The organism is Pseudomonas sp. Leaf58, assembly GCF_003627215.1.
Lineage (GTDB): Bacteria > Pseudomonadota > Gammaproteobacteria > Pseudomonadales > Pseudomonadaceae > Aquipseudomonas.
This window is the reverse complement of sequence record NZ_CP032678.1, coordinates 181,208-198,815: the sequence shown is the minus strand read 5'-3', so window position 1 is coordinate 198,815 and position 17,608 is coordinate 181,208. Positions and strand designations below refer to the sequence as shown.

The window sequence follows — 17,608 nt, the reverse complement described above, 5'->3', positions numbered from 1 at the left end:
CAGTAACTACAAAATTTTTGACGACGGCATCCGCAGATGCCTGAGATTGGAATGCCATGGCAGCCACGGCGGCGACCAGAGAATGGCGCACCCAAACTATACCTTTTTTCATGACCCTGTCCCCATGCCCCATTGAAGGTATTAAAGCCAGCCTACGCACCACCCCATTATCATGGCAACGTACAGGGCGAATACTACCCCGCTTCCAATAAACATGAAAACCAGAATATCGGTAAGCACCAGCCAGGAGCGATGTTTCCACCATTTCGTCAGCAACACTGGGAACACTAACCCACCAACCGCCAATAGCAGCACCACCCAGAACCACTCCAGGGGCATTAGCACGAGGTCTTTCACCAACGCACCGACCTTCCTGGCGTTAGGGCCCATCAGTTTGCCCAGCACGGCCCTCAAGCGCCCAGTGGCCTGCTGCGTCTGAGGTGAGGCTTCGACGAGCTGTTCACCAGGGTAAGCGACCGTGTTGTTTTTGATCGCCAGCAGGCTGGGATCGGACGTAATACAGAAGGTTTTGCGGTGGTCGACTTCGCTTTGCGTACACCAGTCCTTGAACGCGTCCGCCTGCAGGACAATTTCCTGAAGCACATCCGCCGAGGGGCGATTTCGCAATACATCGATAATGCGCATCCCGGTGTCGGCGAACGTTTCGTGGGCAAAAAACTGGCAAATCCGCTCCACCCGACACCCAGGATCCAGCCGATCCCACAAGTCATGGAAATGCGGTACATGCGCGGCACCTACAAACTGGAAGGCTGGAATCAGGATGGATTCTGAGTTCAAGTCAGCGATCATGATCGACAGGATCGAGCGCTCCTCAATTCTTACCCTCACCTCCAGATTTGACATGCCGAGCATTTTCGCGGTCTGTTCAACGGTCAGCGTGCCGCCTACAGGCTCCAGCGCTGTATCAGCATTGTCCTCCCACAGCCACCACTCAAACATCTTTGCGCTCTTTGTCATAACATCCTCTCCAGCCAGGCAAGCCGACCCATCAGTGGATCACGTTGTTGGGGTATACGGTTTCTGGGGTTTGCAGCGCTTCGAAATAGTCGTGCAGCACCTTGATGACGCCAATGGAGGCCTTGACCTGGGAAAGCTCCAAACGTTCGCAGAGGTGCTGCACCATGAAGCGGTACAACTGCCAGGTCTGGAGGTCTGCAAATCCAGGCGTCAAGCGACGCCGGCAGTAATCGCCGCCAAACACAGCCGTGCCATTGATCAAGGTGATTGTGACCCCCAGGTTTCTTGCCAAAGCACTTTTGATCGCACTGGAGACCAGGCACGCCGCCTCAAAACCCAAACTCCCCACCACATCGCCCTTGATGCTCATCAGGCGCTCGCGAGGCGAGCTTGGATGCTTGCGTGTGGAAAACTGGAAGGGGAGCTTGGGAATGGGGCGCGCTGAAAGGCTGGCCGCATGAGCTGCAGCGAGGTCGATCAGCACCAGGCATTCATCCAGGTCATGGGTGGTAGGCATTTCGCAGGCAAGGAGGATGGACGCCAGCAGCAACGCGCCTGCGGGGCTGAGTCCCGCTTTGTATTGCTCGATGGCCGCTTCATGCTCCTGGAGAAAGCACTCCGCCACGGGCTCCAGCTCGACCGGGATCACTGCATTGCGATACTGATTGACCATGGCCTGCAACCACATGCACAGCACGAGGGGTTGAAACTCTTTGCGCGCTGCGGACTTGAGACCCAATTGCATCCGTCCACCGCGCAGTCGCTTCAAGGCCAGGTAGGCAAAACTCATGATAGGGAACTCAAAAAGGGGTAGGCGCCACCAGGCAGGCGTGCGCGGGTGCGCCTACTGTACCTGATGTCCAGGGTCAAAGCGCGCCCACCATGGACATAACCGCCAGGCTGACCAGCCCCACATAGACCAGGAAGAACCCTGTGGCGAGTGAAGCCAGCCGCCTGAAGCCAGGAATCAACCGCATCCAGCTCCGACAGCTGCGATACTGATAGACCAGCGCAGGGTAAGCCAAGCCCAAGGCCGCCCCCATCAACAGGCAACGCACAAGGCCCACGAGACGCTGAATGAGCTTTGGTATCATGCCACCACCGCCTTGGGCAGCTTCACCACCCTGCGCTGCTTGGCCAGCGGATCATGGGTCATCGGCTCATGCTGGATGACCGGGGAAATCAGCCCACGCGCTTGGTACACATCGAGAAGGATCCGGGCAATCCGCTCATTGTCCTCAGGCTTACACCGGACGATTAGCCACTGAGGCGATTTCTGCACGATCTGGAATTGGTCGATACTGCTTTGGAACAGTACCGCCCTGACCAAAAAGTCGGGATACAGCGGCACGCTATGGCCGGCAATCGTCAAGGCGTCAAGGATGTCGTCACAGCGCCCCTCGACCTTGGCGATTTCTCGGAAGACCGTGCGGCTCTCGGGGTTGATGGCCAGCACGTCATCGAGTTCGTAGCGAATGATCGGCTGCGAGACCCGGCGAAAATCCGTGATCAATGGCTTGAACCGCGTCTTGGCTTCATCCAGCCACAACGGCTCAACATGCACCAGATCCTCATTGAGCTGGAAGACCCCTTTCTGCGTGCAGCCGAGGAAGCCCTCGGTGGCCTGATAGATGTGTTCGGGCTCTACGCCCCAGGCAGTGCGCACCGCATGGGCGGCGTCGTCATACAAGACTTCAGCGCATGCGATGATGCGTTTGGGGGCAAAAACAAGGTGTTCAGCTTCTTGGGCCAGCAGCTTGAGCACCTGGCCGGGGGCGAAGATGATGTCCGGCTGGTACTGGTTCAACTGCACCAGGTTGGCCTCCATGGTGTTGGCCAAGTCAAAGAACTGAAACTGCAAACGCCGGGATTTGACTGTGTCGTACAGTGTGCTGCCGGCGCGCAGGAACAAGGCAACCCGGTGCTTGCGCCACAGTAGATCCGGCATCATCTTGCCCAGGATGGCCCCCGCCCACAGCTCGCGCTCAGCCTGGGAGGCGAGGTAGATGCCACGATTGCCCGAAGTCCCGGATGACAAGCCAACCGTGACCCCGCGAAAATTCTTGCCGAAATCCCGTTGGCATTCCGCTTCATGGGCGAACATGAAAGCTTCGTCATCGGTCAGCCCTACGGTGTTCATGGCACCGAAGTTGGCCATCATCGTGGCCTTGTTCATGGTCGGCCATTGAGCCAGAGGCTTGCCGCCACAGCGGGCGTAGAACGGGGTATTCAGGCTCACCCAGTGCAGGTGCTTGTCGATCTGCTTGGCCTGCCAGTGTTCCAAGGCTTCACGGCTTCCGAAGCTGGCAAAACGGTGCCACAGGTAGTGCTTGAGGATGTTAAACGAATTCAAGGGTTGGATTTCCTTGGGCAATGGAGCTGTCATGTGAACCGATTACCTTCAGCCGGTCGCCAGCATCTAGGCGCAGCCGGACAATGGCATCAAGGGTTGTGTCGAACTGCCGTGGACTGTCCATGATCAAGCGCGCCAGCCAGCTCGGCCTGCCATTTCCACCTGGATCGAGATTGCCCTGCGTCCAGTACGCATCTCCACACAGCAATACCCATTTGCCGTTCATACGAAACAGCAGGCCGATATGTCCTGCAGCATGCCCTGGGAGGTTGACCAGGTAGGTGCTACCATCTTTGAACAGCGGCGCTGCTTGAAGGTTGCAATACTTCCAGGCATCCAGGCGCAGGATGGAGCGAACGGAGTCGGGGTAGTCATTCACAAACGCGGTGCGGCTTTCAAAATCGCTGGGCAACAAGCCCTTGAGGAACCCCTGCATGACCTGGCGCCAACGCCCCATCGTCATCAGCTTGCGATAACCTCGCTCATCCGCCACAAAGGTGGCCTCGGTGAAGCGCTTGAGGCCTGCGATGTGGTCGGCATGAAAGTGGGACAGCACCAGATGGCGGATGACCTTTTGATCGATGCCATCGGCCAGCAGTTGCTCAACCAGTGGCACGGGCAGGGTCACAGGCGTGGTGCGGGCGTACAGGCTCTCCGGGAAGCTGCGGGTCTGCACGAAAAATTCCGGGTCGTATCCGGTGTCGAACAGAATCAAGCCGTAGCGCTCATGCTCAATCAGGGCGACATAGGCGGGGAATTCTCTGGGCTCGATGCCACAGCCCTTCTCCGCCACGCATCCTGGGTGCGTGCAATGGCCTGCCTGGTAGATTTTGAATTGCTTGATCGGGTTGTAATCAATCATCGAGAGTTCACTGAGGGCTGAGCGACGCTGAGAAGGCAATATACAGATAACTCGAATAATTGTCTCGGGGGTGCCACCTTAAATTTCCCCGCCACCCGGCCCAGGCCTTCCTGACGAGTTTCCGCTCAGGGCATACTGAAAGCACAGCCCCCATGAGTTACTGACATGCCCCCTGTTTTTTCCGACTCCAGCATCCTGGGCAGTGCCTGCCGCCTCATCAGCACCGGCATCGCGAAGGACAATTGCGCCATCATTGCCGATGGGATTGAAATGTACGCCACACTCAAAATAAGCCTGGAATCGATTGGCGGCCTCCCGCTGTGCCAGCAGGTACAGCATGAATTCGACGCCAGGATTCTCCAGTCCAGGCCCTTGGAAAAACATGCCGAGTACAAGCTGTCCGATGACAGCCTAGCCTTGATCTTGCGAGAATTCAGTTATCCTGCACTCGCTGCGGCAAAAGCCACTGGGCTGAGCGAACGCCTCATGGACGCACTCGCCAGCAGTGTGATCCGGCGCGAAGACCAGCACCTGGCCGATCTCTTTGATTTCTGCCGATCAGCTGCCAAGCAGGACAAGCTGAAGGCATTCAACATGGTATTCGACGCCATCCTTACCCGCGTATCGAAGGATTATCCGGGAAGGGGGTCAATCGGCAGATTTTCGCCGATGACCGCCATTTCGTACCTTAAAAAAGGTTCTTCCTCCGACCAGGATCACTGCCTTGACGCAAGCACCCTCGCTGTGTTGACAAAGCATCAGCACTACCTCAATGAAACGGCTGAGCAGCAACATACAAACAATCTTCCGCCTAAATGGTTGGTGCAAATGTCCAAGGCTGGGCTCAGCCTCTATCCGGACAAGGCAATCATGGATGTGATCGATGATAAATTGGACTTCACTATCATTAAGGCCATGAAACAGGAAGGTCATGCATTTGATTACACCTTGCTGTCACCTTTGCTACTGAAGACCGGGCAGGCGCCCCTGGCTACGTACGCCCATCTGTTCCGCGACTCAGCCATTAACGCCACTCTTTTTAAAGCCCTGCTTCCTGAAAATTCTGAATATCATTGCAATAACATGGCAATTGCTATTTCCCGGCGGGTGAGTATGGATAATTATTCCACCGACAAGCAACTGCGAGACAAACTCATGGCGGCGGTTTCCAGGATGTTGTCCGGAAACATCGACCTTGCCAATGTTTCGGGAAAATTGCTGTCCGCCCCGTCCCTACCTCAGGAACTCAAAGACCTGATCCTGTCCAACCCGGTGTGTCGCGAGCACCACCTCTGCCGCGATCTTGGCCTATGAATACCCTGACTCTCGACGCTCACACGAAGGCTTCTACCATGGCAACGCTGAAAGACCAATTTGACCAAACCTTGCCGATGGTGCAGCAGGCTATCCAGCGAAATGACGCAGGCCTGCTGAAAACCAGCCTGGATGTGCTGACCGAAGGCATGGTGGAAGCGCTCTCGACTGGCCAATTTTACCTAGTCGAGATCGCCAACGGGGGTTTGCGCGAACTCTTCAAATCGATGGAGATAATTCCTGCCGTAATAAAAGGGCATCTATCCGAGCAGGCGCTTGGCTTGCTGCTGGAGCGGGTGGCTCCGACCCCGCATCTGATCTGGAATGCTGGCACCGATAAGATGTCTGCCGCGCTGTGCAAGATGCTGGCGAGAAACTGCCTTACATTCTGGCCAAAAGACCACGCATCTCATTTGCAGCTATTGAACCAATTCTCAAAGCCTGACCAACAAGAAGCAAAATCCGAAGTGCTGGATTACTTCCTGGCTAACGTAGCCACAGCAGAGATCGAGAAGTTCGGATGCCCGCTTACAGGGCTTGATAGCATTTGGAGTGAGCGAAAAAAAGAGTACATCAAGGGCCAATTAAGTGAGCCCGTGGCCCAGGTACTGATAAACCGCAAAGACGTGGTCATTACTTATATTGCTAGACGTCTCAGTCGTTATCGATCTGGAAGCTTGCCCAGTGAAACAGAAGCACTAATCCCGTTCCCGGTCGTTCAGCAACTCCATGCTCTCGGTTTTGTAGAGCTGGCTCCATCGATGTACCCTGCGATTCTAGGAACCCGAGATAATGTTCGGCAGTTCACGTTGGCCGAAGAGATGGGTGTTGCCATCGAGGAAACCTTGGTTGATCGGGCTCTCACCAATCTGGGCAAAGACCATCATGCGCTTCCTGCCATGGCGTATGTATTGGAATCCCCTCGCTTTACGGCAGATCAGCTAAAGGCTTTCCTTGTTAAAGACTCTAGGCGTTCACGGGATGATGAACAGGATGTCCTGAAAACCCAGCTCGGAAATGTCGGAGCGGCGCTCAAAGCCGTGTATGGCCAGGCGGGCAAGAGTCGAGACCCACTTGTGCATGAGAAAACCCGTGTGTTGCTGAAATGGATCGCATCGCTCAGCATGGATTGCAGTGACGCCAGGCGGCAAATCATCAGTATTCGCAAGCTTCCTTTGGCTCTTCTCAGGGAGTTTCCCAGCTTCATGGAGGACAAGCTGTCCTCGGATATCGGCCTTTGACCCACCACCTGTATAGCTTTTCCGGGAGGATCTTTGTTTGTGATCAAAAAAACAGGCTTCTAGGTTGATACGCCCTATCGGACTTTCCCCGCCCCGCAAGCTCAGCCAGGCATTTGCGCCAGGGACGGGCATGCTCTGCTAGGGGCGGTAGCAGCTGGTGCGCCCCGCCCTCAATTGACATTTTGGCAAGGCCACGTATCATCAATTTCAGTTAAAAGGTGACTGGGAGGTTTTATGCGTTATTTTCTGGGTGGTCTAGCGGCGGTGTTGGTCGCACTGTATGTCCTCAATGAGGCCTCTCCTCCTGCGCTTGTGCTCCTCGGCGCGTTGACTGGCTCCTTCGTTGTCCGGGAGCTAACGGCTGAGCTCGTATCGGTGTATTTCTGGGACTGAGCGAACGCCACACCACCGGCCAGCGAGCAGTCGCTAGGGCTCGTACGCCTCATCGGGCTCAGCGCCCACCCCAAGAAACTCAGCCAAGCTGTTACACAAGGCCTCGGGAACGACCATCAGCGGGCCCTGGGAGGTCTTGAACACCGTGCAAAAACCGAACGCTTCGTACCACTGGCATAGCTCAAAACCATCGAGTTGGGTCTCTGCCTCGTCGCAGATGAGCAGATAGGCGGTGGCGCCTCCGGCTTCAGCTTCCTGACAGAACCGATCCACCAGTTCGCCACCATGACCCTGTCCGCGACAGGCTTCCTCCACGTACAGGTTTGCCAGCAGCGCTACCCGCTCCCCGCGATGGCGCAGGTGCAGCATGATTGCCCGGCTGAGGTTGGTGTGAACGCTCAGGTAATTTTCCAGGTTGGGCTGGCTGGCATCGACAATATAACCGGAAAGCGAACCCCCTTCGTTGCAGATATCGATAATCTGCATCATGGTGCCAGCCCCTCATCATTCCTTTCGCGCTGGCGCCGAGCCAACACCCCGAAACATTTCCCTGTTCTGGCGCAGTAGGCCTGGCTTGCATCGAAAATCCGGTACTCCAGCTCGGCCAGATTGGCGCCTGTTCCGTGGTAAATGGCGCCATCGTAGCCGGCAGCTTTGGCCGCCACCACAAACTCGGGGTCGTCCAGGATGGGGAAGATGTTGGTGTACAGCTGCTCAAGCTTGTCGGGCTCTGCTGCATAGAGATCCGCTACCCCGTGGTAGCTATCATTGGGATCTAGGTGGCAACGCCAGTTATCGGTGTTCATGGCGTAATCCTGGTAGCGGATCGCCAGCTTCAGCGCCAACTCAAATCCCACCACCGCCACCATCTCGGGGAACTCGATGAACGGATCCTCCCGGTTGAACAGCGGCTTCTGTATATTCAGGTAGCATTCAAAAATACGCGGGTCGCTGGCGGTTTCTGGGTAGCTTCCCTCGGCGTATTGTTGGGCCGCCTCAAGACTCCCAAACGACAGGGAGGGCAGTCGGGTATGAAAGCCTGGCCGACTGTTTCGATCCCGCTCACCGCGATACACGATCAAGGGGGTGCCGTCCGCCCCCTTTACGAGCGTGCCGGACAGTTCAGCTGGTGTTGTTTTCATGGGCATTTCCTTTTTTACCAGCATACCCACTGAGAAAATCACGGAGCCAGTGCCCAGAAGTGGTTCACCCAGGCCTCAAACCGAATCATTGGCGCCACGCGCCGCATCCCGCTTCATCGCCTTGTCGACCGCCTCCTCGAACGACTGACCCTCCTCGGTTAGCCACGCGCCTGGGACATGCCACACCACCCGATGCTTCTGGTAATAGCCGCCAGGGCCAAAATCCACGGACACACTCGCCCAGCGGCTACGTTCAGCAAGCCAGTCGTGCCGGCGCTGTTCAATCGATTGAATTGCTGCAGTGGGTTCAGACATGCGCATAGTCCATGAGCCCATCCTGGATGCTGCGAATAGGTTGGTAATTGAGTTCGCCCCTGGCGCGGGTAATGTCCAGGGTCTGGTCATATCGCAGCAGAGCCGCCGTATAACGGGTCAAGCCAGGCTCGCGCCCCGAGACCTTGCCTGCAAGCTCAAGCGCCCTCGAAATCGCCCCCATGAGCTTCCCAGGCACGTGCACGACCTTCATCTGACGGCCCAGCACCTGCGAAAGTGATTGATCAGGTCAATGACCGCCATCGGCTCGCCATTGGTGATGTTGTAGGCGTTTCCAGACTTATGGTGACCCTTGAGTGCCAGCTCAATGGCGTGCACCACATTGTCCACATGGGTGATGTCGACCACCGCCTGACCCTTGCGGGCGAGCGGGATGCCGCCCCTGTCGCCCAGCGTCACCAGGCGTGGGAAAATGGTCGTGTCGTACTTGCCGAAAATGCCCCTTGGGCGTAGCACGGTGGTGTGCAGCTTGGCGGACTCGCGCAAGACTTCTGCCTCCGCCAGCTCCTTGGTCTCCGCATAGTGGTTCACGGGACGGTCAGGCCTGAACGATTCAGGAATCATGGTGCGATCCTTGAAGTCGAAATATAAACTTGGCGTCGAAATGTGCACGAACCGCTCAACCCCCTGCTTGAGGGCGAAGTTGAGCAATAACCGGGTAACCAGGTAGTTGTTGATGAAGAAGTTGTCGTAGGTGCCCCAGGGGGACGACAAAGCCGCGCTGTGCACAATCCCAGTAATGGGCCCCAGATCCTCCACCTCGTTCAACGTGCTGCGCGTCAGGTCAATCGGGATGAAGCGATGGCCAGTGGCACGGGCAATCTCCTCGCCTTTTGTCCGATCTCGGCCTGTGAAAATGCACGGCTCCTGAGTCTGCTCCAGGAAGTTGCGCCCTAGAAATCCGGTACCGCCTGTGACCAACAGCATGGCTTGTTCCTATCAGTGAAGAGCAGAGGCACAGTGTGTCTCGACGGATTGGATGACGGGCTTGTTGCGCACGTACATCGAGCGGTTGCCACTATCCCCCGTGACGTAGCGCCACTCGACCTCGAAATGGTCGGGGTATCGTTCGATGAGGTTCATCAATTTCTTGCAGCCGAAGACCTGGGCATTCACTTTCCCGCCCAGTGTCGCGCCATTGCACCAGCCTGTTTTATCCTTGCCTGCCTCAATCGCATCACGGATGGCCCGCTTGGCCCCTGCTGTAACGGGGCGAGGCTTGGCAGCAGTTGCTAACTGTAGGGCTGGGATGGCGCTGGCTGTCGGCTTTGCTTGGCTGTCCCCCTCGGTACTGGCCGTTGACTTTGCAGGAATCGCGGACTCATCGGCAACCTTGGATGGCTCGATATAGGTGAACTGCGTGCAGGCCGAAACAAAGGAGTCCGGGGTCTTGCGCTCACCGAATCCATAGACGGTCAGCCCCTGCTCACGCAGTCGAATGGCCAGCCGGGTGAAATCACTGTCACTGGAACAGATGCAGAAGCCGTCGAAACGCTGGGTGTACATCAGATCCATGGCATCGATCATCATCGCGCCATCAGTGGAGTTCTTGCCTTTGGTGAAGGCGAATTGCTGGATGGGTTGCAGTGCATGCTTGCGCATGACTTTTTTCCAGGCCGTCAGGCCAGGTGACGTCCAATCACCATACATTCGCTTGACGCACGGGTAACCGAGCGTGGCAATTTTATTGAGCATGGCATCAATGGCGGCAGCCGACACATTGTCGGCGTCGATCAGTACCGCCAGCTTCTTTCCACCTTCACCGGCTTGGTTCTGCATGAGCGCACCTTCAAGATTGTGACCCTCGCAATCGAGGACTCTGGGCTGTTCTAGCAACCCGATTTCACCCTGATCAACCTCCAGGGCCTCATGCCGGTGAGTGTACATGCCTGTGCAGCGATGTCAATTTATCGATAAATCGATGCAGCCGTCAGGCACAACGGGGATCGTAAAGCCTGCAACGCTTGATGTGGCAGCGTGCAATACCCCTTGATGGACTTTTGCTCAAGAATTTCCCTGCTTCAGTACCGATTTTCCATGTTCGCTTAGGATCGCGCAGCCCAGACGAACTCCCCATGCAGCGACACCCAAAGCTAGCAACACCAGAAGAACCATTGAGGCATGGGTGAGCGGATCTCCTGGGCGAAAGAAGATCCCGAGAAACGGGATGCAAAAGAGCCATGGAACGAAAATCTGCCAGGCGAGCGCATTAACGCAGAACCACATGCCAAAAATGATGCGTTTCAGCGGGTGTGTGGGCTTATCCAGCAAATCACCCCGTAAAAAAGCCTTGCAGCCAATCATCAGCGCACGACACCCGAAGACCAATTCGAATCTTTGGAAGGTCATCGTATTTCCACCACCACACTGCCATACGACATCCCGGCAGAGGTTCCTAGGAGCAGCAAGGTGTCACCCGCCTTGTAGCGCCCCGCGACCCTGGCCAGGTGCAGCGCACAGGGAATGGACGCCGCCACCTGATTACCATACTGGCTGAAGACATTGAAGAAGCGCTCATCCTCAACCTCCAGCAAGCGCTGGACGTGCATGAGGCCATGACCACTGGCTTGATGCGGAATCACCAGGCTGACGTCGTCCAAAGTCATCTCCAGCTGCGTCAGGTGCCGGTCAACGTAAGGTCTGAAATCCTTGAGAACGTGGCGGTACAGGCGCTTGCCGTCCATTTTGAATGCGTTATCCAGGCGGAACTGCTCAAGCGCCTCAGCGTCCTGCACTTGACTGATGTGCCGGCTACTGCCGCCCGCCCGGATCTCACAGAAATCATAGGCCTGATGAACAGTTTCAAAGCAGATGCTTTTGACACCAAACACCAGCTTGTCTGCGTCTTCGCGGCTGCGACCCCAGCTCAAGACGCTCACCGCCTCGAAAATGTAGGCCACCGCACCATCGCCGAAGATCGCTGATGCTTCGGGATGTGCGTGATTGAGTCCCACCGAGGCCAGATCAGCGCTGACAATGGCCACGCGGCGGTACCGCCCGCTGCTCAGGTACAGGTTGGCCACGTCCAGGGCCTGCAGGAAGGACAGGCAGGTCATGCCGACATCAAAGGTATGGATGCGCCGATCGGAGCCCATGTGCCGATAGATGCTGGCAGCGTTGTACGGGATGGCCTGGGCTGAGGTGGCGCAGGCAGCAATCAGACAGTCCACGTCCTCAATTGACAGCCCCCCTTCAGCCAGCGCTTGCTTGAGTGCGCTGGCGCCCAGGTAATCGGCAGTCTCACCGCCTTGAGGGTCGGCATAGTAGCGCCGTTTGATCAGGAAGCTGGTTTCTGTCTGGCCTTGGGGAAGTCCGGACAGGGTGTCCAGTTCGGCGGAGGTGACGCAACGGCGCGGCAGCTCGATTGCGCTGGCAATCAGTTTCATGGGGCATTATCCAGGTCAAGTGGGGCCGTTGCCCCAGATGACCGGATTATAAACAAAGATCAATTCTAGTCAATTTACACATAACTCGAACGGAACGATGCAATCAGTGGTGGGAGAAATACTCCACCCCACAGTCATCATCCAGACGGGGGTGGCGCTTGCCGAGGTAGGGTTGAGACGCCCTGAGCGTCTTGTCAAAGCCATACTGGTGCGGGTATTTGCCATGGGTGTCCGGCCACACCATCTGCTTGTAGACAGGCTTCACCCCTTTTCCACGGTAGTACGCCTCGGCCTGGAGGGTATACTGAGCCGCATCCTCGCGGTCGACGCTTTCCAGAATCATCGGCACAGACCACAGATCAGTGATTCTGTCGGAATCCTTCGGGCGTTGCCCCATCCTCATTTCGTGGTACAGCTGACTGATAGCCTCGTACAAATCCTGCGGTGGTAGGCTAAACACCAACAGCTCGGGCGCACCGATGTCGGTCATGCCGATCGTATAGATGAAGGACGGAGTATCCTCAGAGGCAAACACGTACTGCACATGCAGCCCATATTTCTCGATGTTTTGAGTGATGGCCTCTTGAATCAGGCCTGGAATGTCGTCTGGGCTGCGGCTCATGGAGTTCTTTCCTGAAGATTGTTCTTAAAGCCATTGTACCAACCCAAAGCCCACTCGGGCAAACCGCTTCACACCTCCCCGACCAGTGCCAATGAAGTTAACATTACAATTCAATGAGGCTTGTTATAACCATAAGTGGGCTCCAATATTTCTAATGATTCTAGGCCAAAACTCTTAACTCGTTAATTGAGCCCGTCAGAGACTTTATTTAGATCGGCATAGTAAATTAACATGGAGATGAAACGCATAAACCACGGGGTGAGTTGTGAACAAAAAATCTTCACTTTTCGTGTCACTGGCCTTCGGTTTGCTGACTTTCGCTCCATTTTCGATCCAGGCGAGCAACGAAATTCGCATAACCGCCCCTATTCCCGAGGCTGCGCCTGAACGCTGGATTGATGCCACGATGCGAGGGTCATGGAGGGATGTCCGCACCGGATGCTCCTGGGATCCGCCAAGCTCATCGGTAGCGTACACAGCACAGGTCAATCAGACCGGCACCTGTGGCGTCACGCAAGCCCGAGAGGTCAGGCCTCTGGAAAGAAGCACCAAGACCGGCATTTTGCGGGAAACCGCACCACCTTACGACGAATTCCAAGTCTCCAACCCATTTTACAAAACCCGCACCGTGTACGGTGACTTCACTGGCAAAATGGTTGCCAAGTACCTAGATTGGTATGGAGTATACTACTGGGGAGCCAGGCAAGGCTGGGTCGGTACCGTCGCCACCATTGCCATTCCTGGCTTAAAAGCCGCAGGGGTTTCGTTCGAACAATACTCATGGCAACCTGGAAAATTGGTGGCAACACTTAATGTTACCGCCACCTCAGACTATCAACTCGCATTGGGATGGAGTAGGCGGTATTCGCATATTGATCTCCTTGGGCCTTCAGGGAATGTACTGGGAACTTATACTCTTTCGGCGTCTGGTGGCGCTTCTGGCAACGAGTATCAAACTAACTTGAGCGATTACGGCATGCAGGCACCCCTGCAGAACGTTTTTTCGATCTTGAAGGTCGACCTGGGTGCGGTCACTGGCTTCAGGGTCTACAACCCAAAGGAAAACTGAGGTAGGCGGCGCCAGGCTGGCGCCGCTCATGCCTTACGACTGAGCAAGCTGGATTAGAGCGACAGACCTTCGTCGCGCAAGGCCTGTTGTAGACGCTTCTCCCTGGCGATTTTGTATTCATGAGCGACGGCCTTTACGATGCGGTCGGCAACGACTTCCTCCGGCACCTCCGGATCCAGGTCATCGACTTCGGGTAACGCGGGCACATCCGTGATCGGCTGAAGGGTGTTGTCATCGAGATAAACTTCATGATCCTCCCCGTCAGCCCCATAAATTTCCAGGTGGCAAAAGGACAATTTTGGCCCGCCATCCCCCAGATCTTGGAATTGCGGTTTGTAGATCTCGGTCAGATGCGCAACCAGTGAGGCTTCAGCTTTCTCCCAAGTCTCAAACATGCCATCGACGTTGTAGTAACGCAGATCCTGGCCTACCTCGATCGCCACAAATGTGGAGCCATCAGGCTCGACCTGGTGCTGTCTCAAATCATTGTTGTAGCAGGTGAACAGGTGACCCTGATCGGCGAACAGGTGCTTGTTGATCGAAGCAGCCAGCTCGATATGCGTTGAACAGGCTTCCTCAAGGTCAGCCTGCTTCAGCCTCTCTTTGATAAGCCCGAGCAGGGCCGGCGCATGGTTCAAATCAACCGGCACGTCATAGCGCATTTGTCGGACTTGAGCTTTCTCACGTTCGATTGCCAAGTGCTCCTGGCGCCGTTCGGCTAGGCTTTCCAGCATGGCGTTGACCGCCAGTGCCTCAACACTCAGGGTATCACCAGCGGCCAGGTCGATCCTCGGGTCGCCCTTACCATACCGGCCTTCGGCGTCGAAGCCTCTGACATCCAGCTCAATGCTGCCATGTTCGTGCACCGCAAAGGCACAATCCAGAGCCTCACCCAGGGTCTTGAAATCCCCGATGTTCTCCAGATCAACCTCAACACCCCACGGGACGTACTCCGCCGCCTGAACCCGATACGGTAAATCAGGGCTCCCATACAGCTTGGCGACATTCAACCAGGTGCCATAGGCGGCCCCGCAATTGTTGCCACGCATGGGGGTTTGGAACAGCTTTACGCCCGCCCCCTCCTCATCCCATTTGCCCGCATAGTACTCAAACTGTTGATTGGGATGTTCAAGCGCTCGCTGCAGAAATGCTTCTGATGAGTCGATTTCAAGCAGTGCCTGAAAGCCCGGATTCTGGATCAGCAGCTGCAGTTCGGATTTGTTTTCAAGGGTGGTCATGCCCGCTTATCCTGCGTGTTCGTTTTCCTCATTATGATGCCGCCGAAGCCAGGCTATCAAATATTATTGGCCCGTCGTCTGCAGGCATGAAACACCAGCGGGCAGCCTCTCCCACGGTTTTTTGCAGCCAAAAAGCTTTTGGTCGCTGCTGTGTGGGGCATCCTGAAAATCCAGGGGGATTCACTGACAAAATCCGCTTGACCCTCAATCAATATATGATTAAATGCACGTCGATACTTACCCAGCCAAGGATCTTGTCCATGTCCATCAGCCAGTCCATTCAAAAACCGCAGGTGACCATTTTGCCCGGTGCGGTTGCCATCCTGATCATCCTTGCCGGCCTCGCGATGGCATGCTGGCTCCCACATGTCATCACTCAACCGGCCAGCTATGGCAATTCGACGAGAATCCTCAATGGCGACATCTTCGACTGGCTGATCATTCCATTGGTTTTGTTCAACATCTTCATGACCATGGGTTTTGCGATTATTGAACCTAAAGAAGCCAGAGTGCTGCTATTTTTCGGCAAATTCTCGGGAGTCATGATGGATAATGGGTTCTTCTGGATCAACCCGCTAGCCAGTACCCGCAAGGTTAGCTTGAAGATCGAAAACTTTGAGTCTGAGCAGATCAAAGTCAATGACAAGACAGGCTCCCCCATCATGGCGGCAGCCGTGGTCAGCACCCAGGTTGTTGACCCTGAGGCTTACACGTTCAATGCGGATGACACCGAAGCTCTGGTCATGAACGCAATCGACCGTGTACTGCGCAAAACTGTCTCCCTGTATGCCTACGACATCAGTGGCAGTCATGACGCGAATGAAAAGGGTAACGTCTGCCTGCGGGATGATTCGGAAGAGATCTCTGCTCGCTTCAAAGAAGAAATCCAGCTGATCGTCAGCAACATCGGGATGGAAGTGCTCGACGCCAACTTCACCAATCTGTCCTATGCACCGGAAATCGCCGGCGTGATGCTGCAGCGCCAGCAGGCCAGCGCCCTGATGGATTCACGAAAGATCCTGGTGGCATCCACTGTCACCGTGGTTAAAGATGCCATCAAGTCCATGGAATCCATTACAAACGGTCAAGAATCGATCAGGATGGATGAAAAGACCAAGGCTGAGCTGGCGGCCAACCTGCTCACTGTAATGGTCAGTGAGCGTGGCGCCCAGGTGACCTTGCCTCTCAGCTAATTGCGTCAAGTCCACTAGGCCCTGGTAGACTTGAACTTCCGGGGCTTTTTGTTTTGCACTACTATTCCAAAAAGCCAATGTTACTAGTACTAATGGAGTGCCTGTGATGATTCGATCAAGCGAGCTTGAGCGGGACGTGGCCAATGCTCGGTGCTCATTCCAACAAGCCCTCAAGAAAAATGATTTTGAGATGGCTCAGAGAGCCCGGAGCCAGTTCTCTAAGGCGACCTGTCACGCTGCAAAGACAGGTCGCTTCATGTTGGCCTCATCCCTGACATCGACGATGTGGCATGCGTTCAAGATCGAGCAGGTAATTCAGGACTTCCGACTAGCACGGATTTCCGAGCCACTTTTCCGTCTATGTCTCAACTTGTTTCCACCCACAACCTCTGTGATCCGAAGCCTGGACAAAACCATCACACGGCTTGATATTGACCTGATGCTGATTGAAGCACTGGTCGACCACGACGATCCCCAATGTAACGCGTTGCTTCACATTATCTCGGATCTAAGTTATCGCGCCAGCCATAAGGCTCTCGCTGTAATCCTGACAAGATTTTTCTCAACCGTCACACCGGAGTTTATCGCGAAGGGGAGTGCCACACCCCTGATAAAATATATCAACGAGTTTGGTAGAGATTACCCATCTGGCAAAAAGATCCCAGCGTCACTTCTAAATATCCTTGCTGACAATCAAGCGTTGCTTATCCAAGTGAGTGAGCGTTCTGAAAGTGCCTATTCAGAACAAAAATCGCTGAACCTGAATATCCTGAAGCAACTGCATCAGGCGGGAGCACACGATGTTGTAAATGCGATGGCGCCAGCATGGATGTTTAATTCCGCTCAGCCATGGAGCCTGATTGATCTTGAGGCAATGGGCTTCCGCCCCATGCTTTCAACCCTCAAGACAAAGCTTCAATACACCACGGAAACCAATGTCTGTGCTGCGGTTTATGCCCTGTGCAGCAACCACATAGATATGGCGCAATTTACTGACTTCCTGAAATATCTGGCCGGCATTTTCAAGCCTTGGATGGAAGCATTAGCTCAGACCTGCAAGGCGATCGCAATTGCACAGCGCAACGAATTGCAAAACGAGAAGATTCGCGCCTTGATTCTTTCCGTCTGCTCCATGAGCCGAATCCCTCCTGGTTATCCGCAAGCACTGTTAAGCATAGATGGGTTGGAGCGGGACAGCATCTTGGAGATTCCCATATTGCATGAAACAATGCTAGGCGTCGATCTTGGCCTCTAACAGGTAACAGCACTATCCTTATGCATGAGCGAGCCATGGATAGGCTTTATCCGTTGAACCGTTTAATGCCCCACCGCAAGCTTTTCGTCGACCTCTAAGCCTCGCTGCCAGTAAAAAACGCTCTTAACAAGGCGGTTTATTTTACTCCCAAACTTATTTTTACAGGACTTGGTAGCGGGAGGGTGCATTTGGCAATAGGTTAATATATGAACGCGATCGCTTAGAATTA

Annotated in this window: 20 protein-coding genes; 5 read left to right on the top strand and 15 right to left on the bottom strand. The window is 55.1% G+C overall.

The genetic code is table 11. The features are described from left to right. Positions 1-141 precede the first annotated feature (141 nt). The 5 genes from DV532_RS26235 to DV532_RS26215 form a co-directional block, all read right to left on the bottom strand. A complete protein-coding gene (locus tag DV532_RS26235) occupies positions 142-978 on the bottom strand; it encodes a hypothetical protein (protein ID WP_056799577.1) in 837 nt (278 codons plus the stop codon). A gap of 31 nt (positions 979-1,009) precedes the next feature. Continuing rightward, positions 1,010-1,768, bottom strand: coding sequence for a hypothetical protein (locus DV532_RS26230; RefSeq protein WP_056799580.1), 759 nt, complete (start codon positions 1,766-1,768; stop codon positions 1,010-1,012). Positions 1,769-1,844: 76 nt separating this feature from the next. Next, a complete protein-coding gene (locus DV532_RS26225) occupies positions 1,845-2,072 on the bottom strand; it encodes a hypothetical protein (RefSeq protein WP_056799583.1) in 228 nt (75 codons plus the stop codon). After that, positions 2,069-3,331: a F390 synthetase-related protein gene (locus DV532_RS26220; RefSeq protein WP_056799586.1), complete on the bottom strand. Its 1,263-nt coding sequence runs from the start codon at positions 3,329-3,331 to the stop codon at positions 2,069-2,071. The genes DV532_RS26225 and DV532_RS26220 overlap by 4 nt, the downstream gene beginning before the upstream one ends. After that, the gene (locus DV532_RS26215; protein ID WP_056799589.1) at positions 3,318-4,193 is read right to left on the bottom strand and encodes an MBL fold metallo-hydrolase; all 876 of its coding nucleotides are present in this window, start codon (positions 4,191-4,193) and stop codon (positions 3,318-3,320) included. The genes DV532_RS26220 and DV532_RS26215 overlap by 14 nt, the downstream gene beginning before the upstream one ends. Positions 4,194-4,358: 165 nt before the next feature. Between DV532_RS26215 and DV532_RS26210 the strand changes: the two genes are divergently transcribed. Together DV532_RS26210 and DV532_RS26205 are read left to right on the top strand one after the other, a co-directional pair. Further along, positions 4,359-5,507, top strand: a complete 1,149-nt coding sequence (locus tag DV532_RS26210) for a hypothetical protein (RefSeq protein ID WP_056799592.1) — start codon at positions 4,359-4,361, stop codon at positions 5,505-5,507. A gap of 38 nt (positions 5,508-5,545) precedes the next feature. Beyond that, positions 5,546-6,748, top strand: a complete 1,203-nt coding sequence (locus DV532_RS26205; RefSeq protein ID WP_056799593.1) for a hypothetical protein — start codon at positions 5,546-5,548, stop codon at positions 6,746-6,748. 426 nt (positions 6,749-7,174) lie between these two features. Here DV532_RS26205 and DV532_RS26200 read toward each other — a convergent pair whose 3' ends face one another. The 9 genes from DV532_RS26200 to DV532_RS26160 form a co-directional block, all read right to left on the bottom strand. Beyond that, the gene (locus DV532_RS26200; RefSeq protein WP_056799596.1) at positions 7,175-7,630 is read right to left on the bottom strand and encodes a GNAT family N-acetyltransferase; all 456 of its coding nucleotides are present in this window, start codon (positions 7,628-7,630) and stop codon (positions 7,175-7,177) included. Beyond that, entirely contained in the window at positions 7,627-8,283 is a 657-nt protein-coding gene (locus tag DV532_RS26195) for a hypothetical protein (RefSeq protein WP_056799599.1), read from the bottom strand. The genes DV532_RS26200 and DV532_RS26195 overlap by 4 nt, the downstream gene beginning before the upstream one ends. Before the next feature lie 75 nt (positions 8,284-8,358). Continuing rightward, positions 8,359-8,598 (bottom strand): hypothetical protein, encoded by a 240-nt coding sequence (locus tag DV532_RS26190; RefSeq protein WP_056799602.1) that lies wholly within the window; start codon positions 8,596-8,598, stop codon positions 8,359-8,361. Next, entirely contained in the window at positions 8,591-8,809 is a 219-nt protein-coding gene (locus DV532_RS26185) for a hypothetical protein (protein WP_120715425.1), read from the bottom strand. Before DV532_RS26185 ends, DV532_RS26190 begins: the two co-directional genes overlap by 8 nt. After that, positions 8,806-9,543: an NAD(P)-dependent oxidoreductase gene (locus DV532_RS26180; RefSeq protein ID WP_120715424.1), complete on the bottom strand. Its 738-nt coding sequence runs from the start codon at positions 9,541-9,543 to the stop codon at positions 8,806-8,808. Before DV532_RS26180 ends, DV532_RS26185 begins: the two co-directional genes overlap by 4 nt. Positions 9,544-9,555: 12 nt before the next feature. Next, entirely contained in the window at positions 9,556-10,395 is an 840-nt protein-coding gene (locus DV532_RS26175) for an NYN domain-containing protein (RefSeq protein WP_056799607.1), read from the bottom strand. 225 nt (positions 10,396-10,620) lie between these two features. Then, on the bottom strand, positions 10,621-10,965 hold the full coding sequence (locus tag DV532_RS26170) for a hypothetical protein (RefSeq protein ID WP_056799609.1): 345 nt from the start codon (positions 10,963-10,965) through the stop codon (positions 10,621-10,623). Beyond that, complete coding sequence (locus tag DV532_RS26165; protein WP_056799611.1) at positions 10,962-12,002, bottom strand: 3-oxoacyl-[acyl-carrier-protein] synthase III C-terminal domain-containing protein; 1,041 nt, start codon at positions 12,000-12,002, stop codon at positions 10,962-10,964. The genes DV532_RS26170 and DV532_RS26165 overlap by 4 nt, the downstream gene beginning before the upstream one ends. A gap of 103 nt (positions 12,003-12,105) precedes the next feature. Continuing rightward, positions 12,106-12,624 carry a DUF4262 domain-containing protein gene (locus tag DV532_RS26160; RefSeq protein ID WP_056799612.1) on the bottom strand — a complete coding sequence of 173 codons (519 nt, stop codon included), beginning with the start codon at positions 12,622-12,624 and terminating at the stop codon, positions 12,106-12,108. A gap of 265 nt (positions 12,625-12,889) precedes the next feature. On the opposite strand from DV532_RS26160, the gene DV532_RS30495 reads away from it, so the two are divergent. Next, entirely contained in the window at positions 12,890-13,693 is an 804-nt protein-coding gene (locus tag DV532_RS30495; RefSeq protein WP_156675969.1) for a hypothetical protein, read from the top strand. A 53-nt stretch (positions 13,694-13,746) separates the two neighbouring features. On the opposite strand, the gene DV532_RS26155 is transcribed toward DV532_RS30495, so the two are convergent. Beyond that, the gene (locus tag DV532_RS26155; protein ID WP_056799614.1) at positions 13,747-14,931 is read right to left on the bottom strand and encodes a hypothetical protein; all 1,185 of its coding nucleotides are present in this window, start codon (positions 14,929-14,931) and stop codon (positions 13,747-13,749) included. A gap of 260 nt (positions 14,932-15,191) precedes the next feature. Here DV532_RS26155 and DV532_RS26150 point away from each other — a divergent pair, with 260 nt between their 5' ends. Together DV532_RS26150 and DV532_RS26145 are read left to right on the top strand one after the other, a co-directional pair. Continuing rightward, positions 15,192-16,124, top strand: coding sequence for an SPFH domain-containing protein (locus tag DV532_RS26150; RefSeq protein ID WP_056799615.1), 933 nt, complete (start codon positions 15,192-15,194; stop codon positions 16,122-16,124). A gap of 106 nt (positions 16,125-16,230) precedes the next feature. Further along, the gene (locus tag DV532_RS26145; protein ID WP_056799618.1) at positions 16,231-17,379 is read left to right on the top strand and encodes a hypothetical protein; all 1,149 of its coding nucleotides are present in this window, start codon (positions 16,231-16,233) and stop codon (positions 17,377-17,379) included. Positions 17,380-17,608: the final 229 nt, after the last annotated feature.

Coding starts and splice junctions, on each gene's coding strand:
- DV532_RS26235 (WP_056799577.1), bottom strand. CDS start 978: ATGACAAAGAGCGCAAAGATGTTTGAGTGGTGGCTGTGGGAGGACAAT.
- DV532_RS26230 (WP_056799580.1), bottom strand. CDS start 1,768: ATGAGTTTTGCCTACCTGGCCTTGAAGCGACTGCGCGGTGGACGGATG.
- DV532_RS26225 (WP_056799583.1), bottom strand. CDS start 2,072: ATGATACCAAAGCTCATTCAGCGTCTCGTGGGCCTTGTGCGTTGCCTG.
- DV532_RS26215 (WP_056799589.1), bottom strand. CDS start 4,193: ATGATTGATTACAACCCGATCAAGCAATTCAAAATCTACCAGGCAGGC.
- DV532_RS26210 (WP_056799592.1), top strand. CDS start 4,359: ATGCCCCCTGTTTTTTCCGACTCCAGCATCCTGGGCAGTGCCTGCCGC.
- DV532_RS26205 (WP_056799593.1), top strand. CDS start 5,546: ATGGCAACGCTGAAAGACCAATTTGACCAAACCTTGCCGATGGTGCAG.
- DV532_RS26200 (WP_056799596.1), bottom strand. CDS start 7,630: ATGATGCAGATTATCGATATCTGCAACGAAGGGGGTTCGCTTTCCGGT.
- DV532_RS26195 (WP_056799599.1), bottom strand. CDS start 8,283: ATGAAAACAACACCAGCTGAACTGTCCGGCACGCTCGTAAAGGGGGCG.
- DV532_RS26190 (WP_056799602.1), bottom strand. CDS start 8,598: ATGTCTGAACCCACTGCAGCAATTCAATCGATTGAACAGCGCCGGCAC.
- DV532_RS26185 (WP_120715425.1), bottom strand. CDS start 8,809: ATGAAGGTCGTGCACGTGCCTGGGAAGCTCATGGGGGCGATTTCGAGG.
- DV532_RS26180 (WP_120715424.1), bottom strand. CDS start 9,543: ATGCTGTTGGTCACAGGCGGTACCGGATTTCTAGGGCGCAACTTCCTG.
- DV532_RS26175 (WP_056799607.1), bottom strand. CDS start 10,395: ATGCAGAACCAAGCCGGTGAAGGTGGAAAGAAGCTGGCGGTACTGATC.
- DV532_RS26170 (WP_056799609.1), bottom strand. CDS start 10,965: ATGACCTTCCAAAGATTCGAATTGGTCTTCGGGTGTCGTGCGCTGATG.
- DV532_RS26165 (WP_056799611.1), bottom strand. CDS start 12,002: ATGAAACTGATTGCCAGCGCAATCGAGCTGCCGCGCCGTTGCGTCACC.
- DV532_RS26160 (WP_056799612.1), bottom strand. CDS start 12,624: ATGAGCCGCAGCCCAGACGACATTCCAGGCCTGATTCAAGAGGCCATC.
- DV532_RS26155 (WP_056799614.1), bottom strand. CDS start 14,931: ATGACCACCCTTGAAAACAAATCCGAACTGCAGCTGCTGATCCAGAAT.
- DV532_RS26150 (WP_056799615.1), top strand. CDS start 15,192: ATGTCCATCAGCCAGTCCATTCAAAAACCGCAGGTGACCATTTTGCCC.
- DV532_RS26145 (WP_056799618.1), top strand. CDS start 16,231: ATGATTCGATCAAGCGAGCTTGAGCGGGACGTGGCCAATGCTCGGTGC.